General features: G+C 71.6%; 14 protein-coding genes. 5 read left to right on the top strand and 9 right to left on the bottom strand.

Features of this window, described 5'->3' with window-relative positions:
• Positions 1 to 103 precede the first annotated feature (103 nt).
• From ACILRF_RS03320 to ACILRF_RS03295, 6 genes are all read right to left on the bottom strand, one after another.
• Entirely contained in the window at positions 104 to 1882 is a 1779-nt protein-coding gene (locus tag ACILRF_RS03320; protein WP_395670848.1) for an ATP-binding protein, read from the bottom strand.
• Positions 1882 to 2412 (bottom strand): YfiR family protein, encoded by a 531-nt coding sequence (locus tag ACILRF_RS03315; RefSeq protein ID WP_395670847.1) that lies wholly within the window; start codon positions 2410 to 2412, stop codon positions 1882 to 1884. Before ACILRF_RS03315 ends, ACILRF_RS03320 begins: the two co-directional genes overlap by 1 nt.
• Entirely contained in the window at positions 2412 to 4310 is a 1899-nt protein-coding gene (locus tag ACILRF_RS03310) for a TonB-dependent receptor plug domain-containing protein (RefSeq protein ID WP_395670846.1), read from the bottom strand. Before ACILRF_RS03310 ends, ACILRF_RS03315 begins: the two co-directional genes overlap by 1 nt.
• A 171-nt stretch (positions 4311 to 4481) precedes the next feature.
• Positions 4482 to 4640 (bottom strand): hypothetical protein, encoded by a 159-nt coding sequence (locus tag ACILRF_RS03305; RefSeq protein WP_395670845.1) that lies wholly within the window; start codon positions 4638 to 4640, stop codon positions 4482 to 4484.
• A 239-nt stretch (positions 4641 to 4879) separates the two neighbouring features.
• Positions 4880 to 5344: a DMT family transporter gene (locus ACILRF_RS03300; protein ID WP_395670844.1), complete on the bottom strand. Its 465-nt coding sequence runs from the start codon at positions 5342 to 5344 to the stop codon at positions 4880 to 4882.
• 18 nt (positions 5345 to 5362) lie between these two features.
• Positions 5363 to 6829, bottom strand: a complete 1467-nt coding sequence (locus ACILRF_RS03295) for an amidohydrolase family protein (protein ID WP_395670843.1) — start codon at positions 6827 to 6829, stop codon at positions 5363 to 5365.
• Between the two features lie 302 nt (positions 6830 to 7131).
• Here ACILRF_RS03295 and ybaL point away from each other — a divergent pair, with 302 nt between their 5' ends.
• Together ybaL and ACILRF_RS03285 are read left to right on the top strand one after the other, a co-directional pair.
• The gene (gene ybaL / locus ACILRF_RS03290) at positions 7132 to 9093 is read left to right on the top strand and encodes a YbaL family putative K(+) efflux transporter (RefSeq protein ID WP_395670842.1); all 1962 of its coding nucleotides are present in this window, start codon (positions 7132 to 7134) and stop codon (positions 9091 to 9093) included.
• Complete coding sequence (locus ACILRF_RS03285) at positions 9056 to 9943, top strand: metallophosphoesterase family protein (RefSeq protein WP_395670841.1); 888 nt, start codon at positions 9056 to 9058, stop codon at positions 9941 to 9943. The genes ybaL and ACILRF_RS03285 overlap by 38 nt, the downstream gene beginning before the upstream one ends.
• Positions 9944 to 10006: 63 nt before the next feature.
• Here the strand turns inward: ACILRF_RS03285 and polA are convergent, their stop codons facing one another.
• The gene (gene polA / locus ACILRF_RS03280; protein WP_395670840.1) at positions 10007 to 12880 is read right to left on the bottom strand and encodes a DNA polymerase I; all 2874 of its coding nucleotides are present in this window, start codon (positions 12878 to 12880) and stop codon (positions 10007 to 10009) included.
• A gap of 31 nt (positions 12881 to 12911) precedes the next feature.
• Positions 12912 to 14000 carry a glycosyltransferase family 9 protein gene (locus tag ACILRF_RS03275; protein WP_395670839.1) on the bottom strand — a complete coding sequence of 363 codons (1089 nt, stop codon included), beginning with the start codon at positions 13998 to 14000 and terminating at the stop codon, positions 12912 to 12914.
• On the opposite strand from ACILRF_RS03275, the gene ACILRF_RS03270 reads away from it, so the two are divergent.
• Positions 13993 to 14673 (top strand): hypothetical protein, encoded by a 681-nt coding sequence (locus ACILRF_RS03270; protein WP_395670838.1) that lies wholly within the window; start codon positions 13993 to 13995, stop codon positions 14671 to 14673. The two genes, ACILRF_RS03275 and ACILRF_RS03270, sit on opposite strands and share 8 nt — an antisense overlap.
• On the opposite strand, the gene ACILRF_RS03265 is transcribed toward ACILRF_RS03270, so the two are convergent.
• The gene (locus tag ACILRF_RS03265; RefSeq protein ID WP_395670837.1) at positions 14670 to 15959 is read right to left on the bottom strand and encodes an ATP-binding protein; all 1290 of its coding nucleotides are present in this window, start codon (positions 15957 to 15959) and stop codon (positions 14670 to 14672) included. The genes ACILRF_RS03270 and ACILRF_RS03265 overlap by 4 nt on opposite strands.
• Before the next feature lie 125 nt (positions 15960 to 16084).
• On the opposite strand from ACILRF_RS03265, the gene recF reads away from it, so the two are divergent.
• Complete coding sequence (gene recF / locus ACILRF_RS03260; protein WP_395670836.1) at positions 16085 to 17239, top strand: DNA replication/repair protein RecF; 1155 nt, start codon at positions 16085 to 16087, stop codon at positions 17237 to 17239.
• A partial coding sequence (locus ACILRF_RS03255) for a hypothetical protein (protein WP_395670835.1) occupies positions 17239 to 17470 on the top strand: 232 nt, incomplete at its 3' end. The genes recF and ACILRF_RS03255, both read left to right, overlap by 1 nt.

The following is a 17470-nucleotide window of genomic DNA, read 5'->3' as shown; positions in this document are numbered from 1 at the left end:
ACCACAAACGTAGCACACGCCGCTTGCTAAGTGGCTGATTTTGCTGGTGTGAGGGTGTTTCCCCTCGGCTCCACCAGGAACCCTCCCGACATCGCACCCTTCGTCAGTCCCCGTCGAGGACCGCGCGCACCTTGGCCGCCAGTTCGGCGAAGGCGAACGGCTTGCTGATCAGGTGCACGCCCGGGTCCAGGGTGCCGTTGTGAACGATGGCGTTGCGCGTATAGCCGGTAGTGAACAGCACCTTCAGCCCGGGGCGTCGCCGCACGGCCTCGTCGGCCACCTGCCGCCCGTTCATGCCGCCGGGCAGGATGACGTCGGTGAACAGCAGGTCGATGGCCGGATTGGCGGCCAGCAGCGCCACGGCCTCGCGCCCGTCCGCCGCCTCAATCACCTGGTAGCCGAGTTCGCGCAGGATGCTGGTCGAATAGGCGCGCAGGTCGTCGTGGTCCTCCAGCACCAGGATGCGCTCGTCGCCCGCCAGGCGGTGGTCGGCGCCCGGCGCCTCGGCCGCCTCGGCCGGCTCCTCGGCCAACGCCCGCGGCAGGTACAGCTTCACCGTCGTGCCCTCGCCGACTTCGGAATAGATCCGCACATAGCCGCCGCTCTGGCGCACGAAGCCATAGACCTGCGACAGGCCGAGCCCGGTGCCCTTGCCGACCTCCTTGGTGGTGAAGAACGGCTCGAACACCCGCTCCAGCAACTCCGGCGCCATGCCCTCGCCGGTGTCGCTGACCGCCAGCATCACGTACTGGCCGGCCGGCACCGGCTCGGCCAGGTTGGCCACATAGGCGTCGTCGAGGTGGGCGTTCGACGTCTCCATGGTCAGCCGGCCGCCCGAGGGCATGGCGTCGCGGGCGTTGACCGCCAGGTTCAGCAGCGCGTTCTCCAGCTGCCCCGGGTCGGCGAGCGTCCGCCACAGCCCGGCCCCCAGCACCGTCTCCAGCCGCACCGCCTCGCCGATGGTCCGCTGGACCAGCTCGGCCATGCCCTGGACCATCTTGTTGGCGTCCAGCACCTTCGGCTCCAGCGGCTGGCGGCGCGAGAAGGCCAGCAGGCGCTTGGTCAGGGTCGCCGCCCGCTGGGCGCTCGACAGGGCCATGTCGAGGCCGCGCTGCAGCCGCGGGCTGTCCTTGCCGGCCCCGCCGTCCGGCAACAGGCGCCGGACGGTGTCGAGACCGCCGATGATCACCGTCAGCAGGTTGTTGAAATCGTGGGCGACGCCGCCGGTTAGGTGGCCCAGCGCCTCCATCTTCTGGCTCTGGCGCAGGGCCTCCTCGGCCTTGGCCCGCTCGGCCATCTCCACCTGCAGGGCGTGGTTGGCGACCGCCAGGTCGGAGGCCCGCCGGCGCAGCTCGGCGGTGGTGCGGGTCATCAGCCCCATCACTCCGATGGCCAGCAGCAGCAGCAGGGTCAGGTTGCCGTGCCGGCCCAGCCGCTCGCCCAGGGTCTCGCGCGCGGTGCGCAGATAGACGGTGCCCAGCCGGACCCCGCCCTCGGCGATCGGCGAGGCGATCTCGACGTGGTCGCGCACGAACTCGGCGCGGGCCCTGCCTGGTCGGCCCGGCAGGCGAGCGCCCTTGCCGCGGGCGAACTCGACCAGCAGAACGCCGCGCTCGTCATAGACCCCGGCCGCCTCGATGGCGTCGTTGACCCGCAGGGCGTCGACGTACTCCTTGACCGCCGCCGTATCGTCGAAGGCGAGCGCCGCCGTGACGCTGGCCGCCAGGATCCGCGCCTGCGCCCCGGCCTGCTGCACCGACCGCTCGCGATAGGCCCGCTCGCCGAGCAGGCCGAGCAGCACGCCGAACAGCATCAGGGCGACGGCGCCGATCAGGGCGATGCGCAGTTGGCGCCGCTCGGCGGCGGTGGTCATCGCCGGCATCAGGGCCTCACCGTCAGGGCCAGGCTGAGGAGTTTCGAGCTCAGCGCCAGCCCCTGCCGCCGCGCCGCCCCCTGGTCGATGGCGAAACGGACGCGGCGGTCGCGGACCATGAAATGGATGACCCCCTGTGCCGACCCGGGCGCCGCTTCGTCGGTGACGGTCAGCACCGGTGCGCCGGCCACCTCGCGCAGCCCCTCGCCCGGCGTCTGGCGGATGCCGCCGGCCAGGTAGGCGACCTGACAGCCCGACCCGCGGTCGATGGCCGCCAGCTTGCGAACGACGATCGGGCGGCCCGTCGCGCTGGCCCGGCTCAGCGCCGTCAGGGTCGGCCCGAAGGGGTCCTGACCGACGACACACACCACCAGCGGCGCGCCGGACGGGGCCGCGCCCGCCGGCCATTCCACGAACGGCGCGAACTTCAGCAGGAAGGCGGCCTTGACCTGATAGTCGGCGGGCTGGGCGCGCGCCGCCGCCGCGACCGCCAGGGCGGCCAGGGTCACGACGCTGAGGAGGGGCCGCCGACGGATCATCAATAGGCCCAGCGAAGTCCCACGTAGGCGCTTCGCGGGATTTCGGTGCGGCGCGTCTCGCTCGCCTCGGGATGCTGGTCGTGCAGCAGGTTCAGTCCGGCGACGGACAGCTCCAGGGTGTCGGTGATCCGCCAGGCCACCCGCACGTCGGCCTCCACATAGCTCTGCGTGCCGACATAGCCGCTGGCGCGCAGCCGGGGCACGTCGCCATAAGCGCGCAGGCCGACGTCCAGCTCGACCCGCTCGCCCAGCTGCATCTGCGAACGCAGCTTGGCCCAGTAGTCGGGATCGGCCCCCATCGCCTCGAACTGGGCGACATCGCGGCTGCCGGGCTTCAGTTCGAAGTCCTTGCCGATGAAGTTGGCACCGGCGCTCAGCCGCCACCACGGCGTCACGTCGAAGGCGCCCCAGGCCTCCAGTCCCCACACCCGGCCGCGCATGGTGTTGCCGACATAGATCGGCGGCGAGATCGCGGGGTTGAGCTCGTTGGTCCGCAGGTCGTCGTAGTCGTTGTAGAAGACGTTCAGCGACAGCGAGGTGCGCGCCGTCGGCCGGCCGCGGTAGCCGGCCTCGTAGGCGATCAGTTCCTCCGAGCCCATGAAGCCCGGGGCCACCAGGCCGGCGATGAAGAAGTCGCGCTCGATCCGCGAGGGGTTGCGGATGGCGCGCGACACCGCGCCCCAGACCATGTGCTGCTCCGACAACCGCCAGGTCAGCCGGGCGCTCGGCATGTAGTCGAGCTCGGTGTAGCTGTTGTCCTCCAGCTTCATGCCCAGCGTCAGCGACAGGTCGTCGCGGAGGGCGATCTGGTCCTGCACGAAGAAGCTGGCGATCGTCACCCCGCGGCTGGCGGGGTTCAGCAGGTTCGGCTCGAACAGGGTGCGGAAGGTGTCCTCCGTACGCCGCAGCCCGCCGCCCCACACGAAGGCGTGCCGCCGCCAGTTGAAATTGTGCTGCACCTGGACGTCATAGGCGTCGAGGCTGTCGTAGATCAGCCGCGCCTCGCGCTCGACCCGGTCGTAATAGGCCTGGACCTCCAGCGCGCCGGTTTCGCCGAGGGTCCGCGTCCAGCGGCCAAGGATGTTGCCGCCGCGGACATAGCCCGCCCCGGCCCCCAGGGAGTTGTCGATGCGGTTGTCGTGGATGTCGCCCTGCAGGGTCAGGGTGTCCCTCGCCCCCTGCCAGTCCAGGCGCGCGCCGCCCTGCACGCCGTCCCAGCCGTCGTTGGCGTTCCTGCCATTCGCCAGCCGCAGGTCGCCGCGCTTGTAGCCGGTCAGATAGACCCGGTACGCCGTCGCCTCGCCCAGCCGCCCGCCGTAGCGGACCCGGGCGTCGCGATCGAGCGTGCCGACATGGCCCGCCGCCAGCCAGCCTTGCGTCTCATGGGCGCTGCGCGAGGTGACGTTGACCACGCCGTTGACGGCGTTGGCGCCCCACAGGGCGCCGCCGGGTCCGCTGACCACCTCGATCTGGGCGACGTCGTCGAGCAGCAGGTGCTGCTGGTCCCAGTCCACGCCGGAGAACAGCGGCGAATAGACCGTCCGCCCGTCGATCTGCACCAGCAGCTTGTTGGCGGCCTCGAAGCCGGCGAACCCGCGCGCGCTGACCGAATAGTCGAGGGCGTCGATCCGCATGACTTCCAGGTTCGGCGCGATGCGCAGCGCCTCGGCCAGGGTCATCGCCCCCGACCGGCGGATGTCGGTGTTGGTGATCACGAACACCGCCGCCCCGGCGTCGTCCAGGGCTTCGGGCCGCCGCGACACCGACCGGACCTCGATCTTCGACAGCTCTTCCAGCGACAGCTGCCCGAGCTCCGCCTGCGCCTGCTGGTCTTCGGCCAGCGCCATCGCCTCGTCCGCCAGGGACGGCGACGCCGCGGCGCCCAAAGCCACGGCCATCACACCGGCCGTCAGCCGACGCCTCGCGCGCCTCGGCTGCGCAGTTTCGTAACCCATTGTCCCCCCGGAGCCGGACTTGCCGGTCCACGCGCCGGCAGCGCGCGTGATCGAGTGGAACGCCTACTTAAGGCCAAGGTTGCAGTCGATAGCCTATGTTCGTCTGGCGGCCCGTCACGCCGGCGGCGGCGTCCAACGTATGCGGCCGAAATAGTAAGCGCTCAGCAGTCGCCGCGACACTTCCCGGACGACTCCGCGCGTCTCGGGCGGCAAGTCCTGCCAGTCCGAGTGGCCGGTGTTCGCCTCGTAGAGGCCGCGAGCCGCCTGCTCCATTCGAAAGTCTTCGACCATCGCCGACACACGCCCCTTATGCGCTGCGTACTGTTCGAACGCGCCTGTGATCGTAGTGGCGCTCCGGGAACGGAATTCCCTAACATAAAGCAATGTTTACGACGTAAATCCGAGCCGACGGCCACTCGTAGGTCTGGCGCGCCGCGGCCTACTCCGCCTACTCCGCCTGCCGCGCCTCGTCGGCGTCGTCGGCGGCTCCGAGCGCGGACAGATTGCCGTCCCTACTGCCGGCCGCGCAGGTTGCTCACCTCCATCGCCACGATCCCGCCGATGATCGCCGCGATGCCGGCCAGCTTCACCACGTCGACCGGCCGGCGCGGCAGGCCGAACAGGCCGAACTGGTCGATGACCGCCGCGGTGACGATCTGGGCGATCAGGATGAAGGCGATGAAGCTCGCGGCCCCCATCCGCGGGATGATGATCGTCGCCGACAGGGCGTAGAAGGCCATGATCAACCCGGCGCCGTAGCCGGACAGCGGCGCCGACTTCAGCTGCGCCAGGGTCGGCGCGCCGTGGACCGGCAGGGTGATCGCCGCCGCCGCCGCCATGGCGATGGCGAACATCGCCATGGTCGCCGCGAACGGATTGCCGACCGCCCGCGCGACGCCGCTGTTCAACGTCCCGACCAGCGGGATCCCCGCGCCGGCCAGCAGCGTCCACATCGCCAGGAGCCCATAGCTGCGCATCGCGCCGCCCTCTTTTTCTCAGGTGAAGGAAATCGTCGCCATGTCGCGCGCCACCCGCCGCTGCGCCGCGCGCAGCCGCGCGGCGAGGGCGGCAATGTCGGCGCCCTCCATCGCCCCGCCGGACTTGCGCAAGGTCCCCCCGACCCAGACGCTGTCGACGTGGGCCCGGGTGGCGTAGTTCAGGACGCGGTGCGCCAGGCTGCCCTGCTGCGGGAAGAACGGCTCGTCCGAGGCCAGCAGCACCAGGTCGGCGCGATAGCCCGGCGCGACCTTGCCGCGGTCGTGGCCGAGACCCACCGCCTCCGCGCCGCGCTCGGTTGTGAAGGACAGCATCTTGGCCGCGTCCCAGCGCCCGAGCGCGTCGAAGCTGACCGGGTCGGCGGCCAGGGTCGAGCGGGCGTTGCGGGCGATCTCGAAGAAATCCTGGGTGTGGGCGCCCGTGGAATCGACTCCCAGGCCGGCGGCGACGCCGCCGAGGTCGGCGCGCGCGAAACTCGGCGCGATCCGGGGGCTGCGCGGCCCGGTGTCGGCGTCCTCGAACGGCGTGGTGCAGAGCTTGGCGCCGGTCCGCGCCATGGCGGCGATCTCGGCGTCGTCCAGCTCGACGGCGTGCGAGAAATGCATCTCCCGCGTCAGCAGGCCGGCGTCGTCCAGGTCGAGGATGCCGCAGTTGCGGTGGCCAAAGGCGCCGCGCGGCGCGCCCGGCGCCCGCACGCCGGTGTGGACGGTGATCAGCCCCAGGCCCGCCGCCCGCGCGGGGCCGATCTCCTCGGCGGCGATCGCGCGCACGTCGCGGCCGTAGCAGCCAGGCGAGGTGGCGCAGCCGGCCGCGACGTTGGTCCCGGCGAACATCGCCTTGAGCTTGGCGATGCTGTCCCAGTCGCGCGGCTGGGCGCGGTTCTGCCGCTGAGTGAACGCCTCCTTGCGGCTCAGGGTCTGCCCCGGCCGGATCGCCGACGCCTGGCCGAGCTGCAGGTTGAACCAGCCCCCCACGCCCGACTTCAGGTGTCCCTCGGCCGCCGCCATGACGCGGTCCGGCGTCTGGTGGGCGTGGGCCTGGTCGACGATGGTCGTCACCCCGGCGTGGATCGCCGCCAGGCCGCCGAAGTAGCTGGCCAACGCCTGGTCCTCCGCCGTCGCCGACGGCATCAGCTTCAGCTGCCAGGCATAGAAGTCGGCGTAGGTGGCGCCGGCGCCCAGATACATCCAGTTGTGCCGGTGGCCGCAGACCATTCCGGGCATCAGGATCCGCCCGCGGCCTTCGACGACGCGGCCGCCGGCGGCGGGCAGCGCCTTGCCGATCGCCGCGACCTTGCCGCTGTCGATCAGCACGTCGACGCCGCGATGCTCCGTTCCCGCCGCGTCGCCGACCAGCACCTCGACGTTGCGGATCAGCGTCCGCCCGCGCGCCTGCGCCGCCGCCGGCCCCACCGCCGCTAGCGCCGCCGCCGACGCCAGGAACCCGCGCCTGTTCGTCCCGTCCATGACGTCCCCGCCCCATATCTGCTGCGCGAGACTGGGTTGCGCCCCGTGCGCCGTCAATCTGGCCGTGCTCCGTCCGTTTCTGACGCTGCCTTAGGCCAGGATGCCGGCATGCCTGGGCCGCATCGCCGTCTGCCTTCGCCCACGCGCGCTCGCCTGCGTCCGCGCGCAATGCGCAGGCGCCCGCGTCAATGGCGCGACCAACACCAACGCCGCGCGCTCCTGGTCACGCGTGCTTCATTAGCCGCGGCGTCCTGTCGCGGTTAAAGGTCAGGCTTGCCCGCAAGTCGACCGTTCCGGAGCTGATGCCTCACCATACCCCGCTGATCGCCACCATCGTCGCCGGCCTGTCGCTGGCTTTCGTGTTCGGGGCCCTGGCCCATCGGTTCAGGATCTCGCCCCTGGTCGGCTATCTGGTGGCGGGCGTCATCGTCGGGCCCTTCACGCCCGGCTACGTCGCCGACCAGGAGCTGGCCCAGGAACTCGCCGAGATGGGCGTGATCTTGCTGATGTTCGGCGTCGGCCTGCACTTCTCGCTCAAGGACCTGCTGTCGGTCCGCAAGATCGCGGTGCCCGGCGCCCTGGTGCAGATCGCGGCGGCGACGCTGATGGGCATGGGCCTCGCCTGGTTCCGCGGCTGGTCGCCGATCGCCGGCTTCGTTTTCGGCCTCGCCCTCTCGGTGGCCTCGACCGTCGTCCTGCTGCGCGCCCTGGAGGAGCGGCGGATCGTCCAGACCGACCGCGGCCGCATCGCCGTCGGCTGGCTGATCGTCGAGGACCTGGCCATGGTCCTGGCGCTCGTGATGCTGCCGGCCCTGGCCGGGGCGCTGACCGCCGCCGACGCCGCGCCGGACCTCTTCAACGGCTGGATCAAGCCCCTGGCGATCACCGGCGCCAAGGTCGCCGGCTTCGTCGCCTTCATGCTGATCGTCGGCCGCCGGGTGATCCCCTGGGTGCTGCACTGGACCGCCCACACCGGCTCGCGCGAGCTGTTCCGCCTCGCGGTCTTCGCCATCGCCCTCGGCGTGGCGTTCGGCGCGGCGACCCTGTTCGACGTCTCCTTCGCGCTCGGCGCCTTCTTCGCCGGCATGATCCTCGCCGAAAGCGAGCTCAGCCAGCGCGCGGCGGAGGAGACCCTGCCGCTGCGCGACGCCTTCGCGGTGCTGTTCTTCGTCTCGGTCGGCATGCTGTTCAACCCGCTGGTCGTCGTCGAACAGCCGTGGTCCCTGGCGGCCACCGTCGCGGTGATCGTCCTCGGCAAGTCGCTGGCCGCCTTCGCCATCGTCCGCGCGTTCGGCCACGACAACCGCACCGCCCTGACCGTCTCGGCCAGCCTCGCCCAGATCGGCGAGTTCTCGTTCATCCTGGCGACCCTCGGCGTCGGCCTGAAACTGATGCCGGAGGACGCCCGCGACCTGATCCTCGGCGGCGCGATCATCTCGATCCTGCTGAACCCGGTGATCTTCGGCCTCGCCCTGTCGCGCGTGAAGGCGGCGAAGGCCAAGGCCGCCCCCGCCCTGCCGCCGGTCCCGGAGGACAGCCCGACGACCGCGCTCACCGAGCACGTCATCCTCGTCGGCTACGGTCGCGTCGGCCGCGCCATCGCCGAGGGCCTCGACCTCGGCGGCCGGCCGTTCCTGGTGCTGGAGATCGGCGACGCCGCCCGCGCCCGCGCCCGCGACGCCGGCCTCGAGGTGCTGGACGGCAACGCCGCTGACCCGCGCATCCTGGCGGCGGCCGGCATCGCAGACGCCACCCACCTGATCGTCGCCATCCCCGACGGCTTCGAGGCCGGCGGCGTGGTCCAGGAGGCGCGGCGCTGCAACCCCGACATCAAGATCATGGCCCGCGCCCATTCCGACGCCGAAGTCGAGCACCTGACCCGCCTTGGCGCCGATGACGTGGTGCTGGGCGAGCAGGAGCTCGCCGACGCCATGCTCAAGCACCTGCGGGCCGGCGATGCCGCCGAGCCGACTGCGGCGGAAGAGGTCGTCCCGACCGCCGCGGCGCGCCGCAAGCTGATCCTCACCGACGCCGAATACGCCCTCCTCGCAGCCGTCCGCGAGACGGGCATGGTCGCCGGCCAGTCGGTTTCGCAGGCAACCCTGGTCGAGGCCGCCGGCCGCCTCGTGGTGATCGCGCCGAAGAAGCTCGATGGCGCCGTTCAGAGCCTGATCGCCAAGGACTGCCTGCAACGGCTCGACGACCATCTCCTGCGCGTCACCGAGCTTGGCGTCCTGCAAAGCGCCGCGGCGCCGGAGTACTGATCAACCCCACATTGAAGACCGGCCGGCCGCCCCCTATCCTCTGCGCCGCCCTCAGACCCGGACGCCTGCCCTGTTCCTCGACCGCTTCCTCGGACGCTCCAAGGCCCGCGCCGCCCCGCCGACCACCGGCGGACGGCGGGTCTACGCCGTCGGCGACGTGCACGGCCGGCTCGACGCGCTGCAACCGCTGATCCGCACCATCGCCGACGATCTCGAGGCCGCGCCGCCGTCGCAACCCGCGATGCTGGTGTTCCTCGGCGACTACGTCGACCGCGGCCCGGAATCGCGCGGTGTCGTCGACATGATCCTGCGGATGAAGGGCCAGGCCGGCCTTGAGGTCCGCACGCTCAAGGGCAACCACGAGGAGGCCCTGCTGCAGTTCCTGGCCCAGCCGACCTTCGGCGCCGCCTGGCTGGAGCACGGCGGCGGCGCCACCCTGGCCTCCTACGGAGTCCAGCCGCCGGCCAGCCGCACCGACCCTGACGCCTGGGCCGAGGTCAGCGCCGCTTTCGCCGAGGCTCTGCCGCCCGAGCACCTGGCCTTCTACCGCGGGCTGGAGCTGATGCTCGACCTCGGCGACTACGCCTTCGTCCATGCCGGCGTCCGGCCCGGGGTCCCCTGGAACCAGCAGGCCGAGCGCGACATGCTGTGGATCCGCCAGGAGTTCCTGCAGGAGAAGGGGCCGTTCGGAAAGGTCATCGTCCACGGGCACACGCCGATGGAGGAAGCCCAGGTCCTGCCGCACCGCATCGGCGTCGACACCGGCTGCTACGCCACCGGCGTGCTCACCGCCGTCCGCCTCGAGGGCGAGGACCAGCGCCTGATCCAGGCCCGCGCCGAGCGGCGATAGGCGCGCACAGGGCTCATCATGGCCGGGCCTGTCACGGCCCTGATGATCACGAGGAATGGGCCATCAGTGCGCGTCGTCCCAGTTGGCCGCCGCCCGCGCCTCGACCACCAGCGGCACGCTCAGCGCCACCGCCGGCTCGGCCGCCGTCTCCATCACTCGCCGGGCCACCGCGATGGTCGCCTCGGCCTCGGCCTCCGGCGCCTCGAACACCAGTTCGTCGTGGACCTGCAGCAGCATCTTCGCCGTCAGCCCGGCCTCGCGCAGGGCGGCCGGCATCCGCACCATCGCCCGTCGGATCACGTCGGCCGCCGCCCCCTGGATCGGCGCGTTGATCGCCGCCCGGTCGGCGAAGCTGCGCTCCGCCTGGCTCTTGCCCCGCGCCGCCGGGATGTGGACCTTGCGGCCGAAGATGGTGGTCACGAACGCCTGGCTGCGCACCTGCTGCTGCATCCGGTCCATGTAGGTCCGGATGCCTGGGAAGCGTTCGAAGTAGGTCTTGATGTAGGCCCCGGCCTCGTCCCTCGGGATGCCGAGCTGGTTCGACAGCCCGAACGCCGAGATGCCGTAGACGATGCCGAAGTTGATCGCCTTGGCCCGCCGCCGGGTCTCGGCCGGCATCCCCTCGACCGGCACGCCGAACATCTCGGACGCCGTCATCGCGTGGATGTCGAGCCCTTCCTGGAACGCCCGCTTGAGCTGCGGGATGTCGCCGATGTGAGCCAACAGCCGCAGCTCGATCTGCGAATAGTCGGCGCTGATCAGCACATTGCCCGGCTCGGCGATGAAGGCGCGGCGGATCTTGCGGCCCTCCTCGGTGCGGATCGGGATGTTCTGCAGGTTGGGGTCGGTTGAGGCCAGTCGTCCGGTGGTCGCCGCCGCCAGCGAATAGGAGGTGTGGACCCGACCCGTCCGCTCGTCGATCGCCGCCACCAGGGCGTCGGTGTAGGTGCCCTTCAGCTTCGACAGCTGACGCCAGTCGAGCAGGGTGCGCGGCAGCTCGTGCCCCTGGGCGGCCAACTCCTCCAGCATCGAGGCGTCGGTGGACATCGCCCCCGTCGCCGTCGTCCGACCGGACGCCAGCCCCATCTCCTTGAACAGGATCTCGCCGATCTGCTTGGGACTGCCGAGGTTGAACGGCCGGCCGGCCAGCCGGTGGGCCTCGGCCTCCAGCTCGCCCATCCGCACCGAGAAGTCATTGGACAGCTGGCGCAGTCGCTCGGGGTCGACCTTCACGCCGGCCAGTTCCATCTCGACCAGCACCTTGGGCAGCGGCCGCTCGAGGGTCTCGTAGACGGTCATCAGCCGTTCGTGCGCCAGACGCGGCCGCAGGTGCTCATAGAGGCGCAGGGTGACGTCGGCGTCCTCGGCGGCGTAGCAGGTCGCCTCGTCGAGCTTCACATGCTTGAAGCTCTTCTGGCCCTTGCCGGTCCCGGCGACCTTTTTGAAGCTGATCGGCTCGTGGCCGAGCCACAGCTTCGACAGCTCGTCCATGCCGTGGCTCTTGTGCAGGCCGCCTTCCAGGGTGAACGAGATCAGCATGGTGTCGTCGATCGGCCCGACGTCGATCCCGTAGCGCGAGAGCACCGCCAGGTCGTACTTGCCGTTCTGGGCGACCTTCAGCACCGCCGGGTCTTCCAGCAGCGGCTTGAGCCGGGCGATCACCTCTTCGCAGGGGATCTGCGCCAGGTCCTCCTTGGCCTCGAGGTCGAGGCCGCCGTCGCCCTCGTGCTCGTGGCCGACCGGGATGTAGCAGGCCTCGCCCGGGGCCGTGGCCAGCGACACGCCGCACAGGTTGGCGCTGGTCGCCGACAGGGCGTCGGTCTCCGTGTCGAAGGCGACGGTCCCCTTGGCCCGCGCCTTCTCGATCCAGGCGTCGAGGGTCGCGAGGTCGCGGACGCATTGATAGGCGGTGACGTCGACCGGCCCGTGCTGCGGCGCGGTCGGCGCCCGGGTTTCCGGCGCCGGGGTGGCGGCCGGCGCCTGGGCGCCCGCCTTGCCGTCGCCGACCCGCCGGGCCAGCGTGCGGAACTCCATCTTCTCCAGGAACTCGGCCAGCACCGCCGCGTCCGGGTCGTCGACCGCCAGGTCGTCGATGGGCGAGGGCAGGGGGGTGTCGCAGTCCAGCTTCACCAGCTCCCGCGACAGGCGGATCTGGTCGGCGTACGCGATCAGGGTCTCGCGGCGCTTCGGCTGTTTGATCTCGCCGGCCCGGGCCAGCAGGGTGTCGAGATCGCCGTATTCGTTGATCAGCTGCGAGGCGGTCTTGATGCCGATGCCCGGCGCGCCCGGCACGTTGTCGACGCTGTCGCCGCACAGGGCCTGGACGTCGACCACCTTCTCCGGCGGGACGCCGAACTTCTCGATCACCTGCTCAATGCCGATCCGCAGGTTCTTCATGGTGTCGAGCATGAACACCTGCGGCCCGACCAGCTGCATCAGGTCCTTGTCGGACGAGACGATCATCACCTCGCCACCGAGGTCGCGGACCTTGCAAGCGTAGGCGGCGATCAGGTCGTCGGCCTCGTAGCCCGGCAACTCCAGGCACGGCACGCCGAACGCCCGGGTCGCCTCGCGCACCAGCGGGAACTGCGGGACGAGGTCCTCCGGCGGCGGCGGACGGTGGGCTTTGTACTGATCGTAGAGCTTGTTGCGGAATGTCTCTTCGGAATGGTCGAAGACCACCGCCAGGTGGGTCGGCGCGTCCTCCGAGGTCTTCATGTCGACCAGCAGCTTCCACAGCATGTTGCAGAAGCCGGACACCGCGCCGATCGGCACGCCGTCCGACTTGCGGGTCAGCGGCGGCAGGGCGTGGAAGGCCCGGAAGATGAAGCCCGAGCCGTCGACCAGATACAGCCGGATGCGCGGCCCGTCCTGGGTCGGCTCACGGGGGATTTCGGCCAGGGTCTCCGGAGGCGGCGCATCGAGGGTCTCGGTCATGCCGGCAACATAGGGCCCAAGCCCCGCCGGGTCATCCTGAGCCGTGAGCCATCGCGTGGGCGTCGGCCAGCACCCGGTCGATCACCGGCGCCCAGTCGTCGGCCGCCGCCTGTCGATAGAGCCGCGCGCTCGGATACCACGGCGAGTCCGATCGCTCGCGCAGCCAGCGCCAGTCGGTGTTCACTGCGCTCAGCAGCACGAAAACAGGCTTGCCCAAGGCCCCGGCCAGATGCGCCACCGAGGTGTCGACGGCGACCACCAGGTCAAGGCCGGCGATGACCTGCGCGCTGTCGGCGAAGTCCCGCGCGCCGGTCGCCTCCGGCCGCAGGTCGACGACGGCCCCCGGCAAGCCGGCGCGCAGCCGCTCGGCCATCGCGGCCGGCAATGACCGGTGGGTGTCGTTGGCGTGGGCCGGATTGCCGGCCGTCATCACCCCGACCCGGAAGCCGTCCGGCGCCGGGGCGGGCGGATCGACCGGCCGCAGGTAGGGTGCGCCCGGGACCGTCTCGACGGTGACGCCCATCCGCCCGGCCAGTGAGCCGGCCATCACCCAGACGTCCGGATCGGGAAACTCGACCTGGCCCGACGCCGCCAGCACCCGAACCCCGAGCGAGGCGGCGAACAGCCGCTGCAACGGCGGCAGGCACAGCAGGGTGACGTCCGCCCCCGCCGCCGCCGCGAGGGGCGCGAAGCGCGCGAACTGGATCTGGTCGCCGAACCCCTGCTCGGGCCAAATGAGCAGCTTGCGGCCCGTCAGGTCCTCGCCGCGCCACTCCGGATACGGCAGGCGGGGCTTGGCCATGCGGGCGATGACATGGCGGCTTTCGAACAGGCGAAAGCCCTCGGCGTAGCGGCCGTCGGCCAGCAGCAGGGCGCCAAGCGCCGCCTCCGTGCTCGGCGCGCCGGGCGCCAGGGCCAAGGTCCGCCGCCAGGCCGCTTCGGCCTCCGTCCGCCTGCCTTGCTGCGCGAGGATGCCGCCCAGATGGTGGTGCGCCTCCGCCGAGCGCGGCGCGGCCAGCGTGGCCTGGCGCAGCACGGCCTCGGCCTCGGACAGCCGGCCGGCCTGGCGCAGGGCCATGGCGCGGGTCACAAGGTCCGCTATAGGGTTGGACGTGGCCACCAAAGCTCCATTCCTGCATCTGGCGACCCCCTGCTACGGCGGGCAGGCGCACGTCGTCTACATGCGATCGCTGCTCGACTTGCGCCCGGCCTGTCAGGCGCGCGGCGTCAGCCTGTGGCCCGACCTCGGCGGCGGCGAGGCGCTGATCGGCCGCGGCCGTGGCAGCTACCTGATGAAGTTCCTGCGCTCCGAGGCGACCCACCTGCTGTTCGTCGACGCCGACGTCGGCTTCTCGCCCGACGCGGTGTTCCGGCTGCTGGACAGCGGCCGTGACGTGATCGGCGGGGCCTATCCGCGCAAGGCCCAGATGACCGCCGCTCTGCGCAACGGCGAGCTGGCGCTGGAGCTCGATCCGCTCGGCGACGAGGCCGCCGACGCCGACGGCCTTCGCCGGGTCGCGGCGGTAGGGGCCGGCTTCCTGATGATCTCGCGCCCGGCGGCCCAGCGGCTGCTGGACGCCTACCCGCATCTCTTGGCCAAGCTCAGCGACGTCCAGGGCGCCGCCGACGGCGGGGCGCTGATGGTGTTCGATTCCTTCGTCGAGCCGGAGACCGGCCGCTACCTCAACGACTGGCAGGCGTTCGGCCGCCGCTGGCGCGACCTCGGCGGCGAGGTCTGGGTCGACACGCGCGCGGGCCTCACCCACATCGGCGACGTGGCGCTGACGCCCTAGGCCGCGCGCGGCGGGGTGATCGTCACCAGCAGCCCGCCGCTCGGCGCATTGGCGATCTCCAGGTCGCCGCCGAACCGGGTCAGCAGCCGCGCCGCCGTCGGCACCCCGAGGCCGAAGCCGGCGGTGTTGCGCGCCCGGGCCAGATCGGCGCGGAAGAACGGCCGATAGATCTGCTCCAGGTCCTCCGGCGACATGCCGGCCCCGCGGTCGTGGATCAGGATCTTCGGCCCAGCCGGGTCCAGCGTCACCCGCGCCCCGCCGCCGTACCGGAAGGCGTTGTCGAGCAGCCGTTTCAGGGCCTCTTCCAGCGGCGCCCGGTGGGTCTGGACCGGCAGGCTCTCCGGCCCGTCATAGCTCGCCGCCTCCTCGCGCGCGCCGAGCGCGTCCCGCACCAGGGCGGCGAGGTCGACGGTCTCCGCCTCGCTCTGCTGGTGCTGCGCCCGCAGGAAGGCGCTGAGCGAGCGCAGCATCTCGCCGAGCTCCTCGACGTTGGCGGTCAGCAGCGTGCGGATGTCCTCCGGCTCGACGAACTGGGTGGCCAGCTGCATCCGCGCCAGCGGCGTGCGCAGGTCGTGGCTGATCGCCTCCATCGACCGCGCCTGGTCCTCGATTAGGCCGGTGATCCGGTCCTGCATCTCGTTGAACGCCCGGCCGAGGTCACGCAGGTCGGCGGAGCCTTCCACCGTCACCGGCGCGTGCGGTCCGCGGCCGAATGCGCGCGCCGCCTGCGCCAGGTCCCGCAGCGGCCGGCCCAGCGCCTTCAAGGACAGCGCCGCGAACGCCAGGCACAGGACGGCGAACAGCACCGTCATCCACATCACCCGGACCGCCGTCGGCCACATGCTGGCGAAATCGCGCGAGCGGAAGCTCAGCCAGCGGCCGTCCTCGAGCCGCATCGCGCCGGCCAGGTCCTTGCCGCCGCGCGGCGTCCACAGCACGAGCTCGGAGGCGGCGAGCTCCGGCTCCCACCGGACGATCGCCCGGCGCAGGGCCTCGCCCTCCGGCGTCGCTTTCGCCGACGGCCGCGCGTTCGCCTCCAGGATGTCGGCCTCCAGGAAGCGGCTGGTCATCACCCGGTCGACGTCCGGCTGGCCGCGGGCCGCCAGGGCGTGGACGCGCCGGCTGACGACCAGGAATTCGGCCACCCGCCGCGCATGGTCCTCGCGCAGGGTCTCGCGCTCGATCCGCACGTAGAAGAAGATGCTGGCGGCGAGCTGGAGGCCCAGGATCGCGCCGATCAGCAGCATCGACCGGCCGATCAGGCTGCGCGGCCACCAGTTTTGCATCACGTCCAATCGCCCGTTGGTCGGGCCGTATCTGCGCCGAACGGCGGAGCCTTGTCACCTCCGTTGCCGCGAGGCGCGCGCTTCGAATCCGCGCGCCGACGGGCAAAAGCCGTTATGACCGGGCGGTGACCGCCCCTCCGACCGCGACGGCCCTGACACGCCTGACCCTGACCGACTTCCGGTCCTACCCCGCCGCCGAGCTGCCGCTCGACGGCCGCTCGGTGTTCCTGGTCGGGCCCAACGGCGCGGGCAAGACCAACCTCCTGGAGGCGGTCAGCTTCTTCACCCCCGGCCGAGGCCTGCGCGGCGCCGGCATGGCCGAGGTCGGCCGTCGCCTGCCGGGCGAGCGGACGGGACGCGCCTGGGCGGTCTCGGCGATCGTCAGCCAGGACGGCGAGCCGACCCGGATCGGCACCGGCGTCGAACAGGCGGGCTCGGCCCGCCGCGCCGTCCGCCTGGAGGGCGAGCCCGTCCCGCCCGGCCGCCTCGCAGAGCATCTGCGTCAGGTCTGGCTGACCCCGGCCCAGGATCGCCTGTTCCTCGAAGGCGCCGGGGACCGGCGGCGGTTCTTCGACCGGCTGGTGTTCGCCGCCGAACCGCTCCACGCCGCCCATGCCGGGGCCTACGACAAGGCCCAGCGCGAGCGCATGCGCTTGTTGACCCACGGCCTTGCCGACGCCGCCTGGCTGGACGCTCTTGAGGCCCGGATGGCGGAGGCCGGCGCCCTGATGGCCGCCGCCCGCGCCCGCACCCTCGCCGCCCTGCAGGCCGAGATCGACACCCGCGGAGAGCGGCCCTTCCCGCAGGCGCAGCTCAGCCTGACCGGCGAGTGGGAGCAGATGGCCGGCGACGGCGCCGACCTCGCTGAGATCGAGACCAAACTCGCCCGCGCCCTGGCCGCCGCCCGCGATCGCGACGCCGCGGCCGGCCGGGCCCTGACGGGCCCGCACCGCGGCGATCTCGCCGTCATCCACGCCGAGAAAGACCGCCCGGCCGCCGAATGCTCGACCGGCGAACAGAAAGCCCTGATCCTCAACCTGGTCCTGGCCCAGGCAGCCCGCCTTTCGCGTGCAGAATCAGCCCCAAACCCTATATTGTTGCTGGATGAAGTCGCAGCGCATCTCGACCGTCGCCGGCGGGCCGCGTTGTTCGACGAAATCACGGCGCTTGGCCTGCAGGCTTTCCTGACGGGAACCGACGAGCACCTGTTCGAAGAACTGAAGGGCCGGGCCCAGGGCGTTCGCGTGGACGCCTCCGGCCTCGCCGAACTGGATACGTGATGAGCGAAGACAACGACATCCCCGAAACGGGCCGCGAAACGGGCGCCGAAGCCGCCCCCGCCGAGTACGGCGCGGAATCGATCAAGGTCCTCAAGGGCCTCGATGCGGTGCGCAAGCGGCCGGGGATGTACATCGGCGACACCGACGACGGCTCGGGCCTGCACCACATGGTCTACGAGGTGGTCGACAACGCCATCGACGAGACCCTGGCCGGCTATGCGACGCGGGTCG

This window comes from Phenylobacterium sp., assembly GCF_044236515.1.
Lineage (GTDB): Bacteria > Pseudomonadota > Alphaproteobacteria > Caulobacterales > Caulobacteraceae > Phenylobacterium.
The sequence above is the reverse complement of the archived record's forward strand: the minus strand, read 5'-3'. Positions and strand labels throughout refer to the sequence as shown.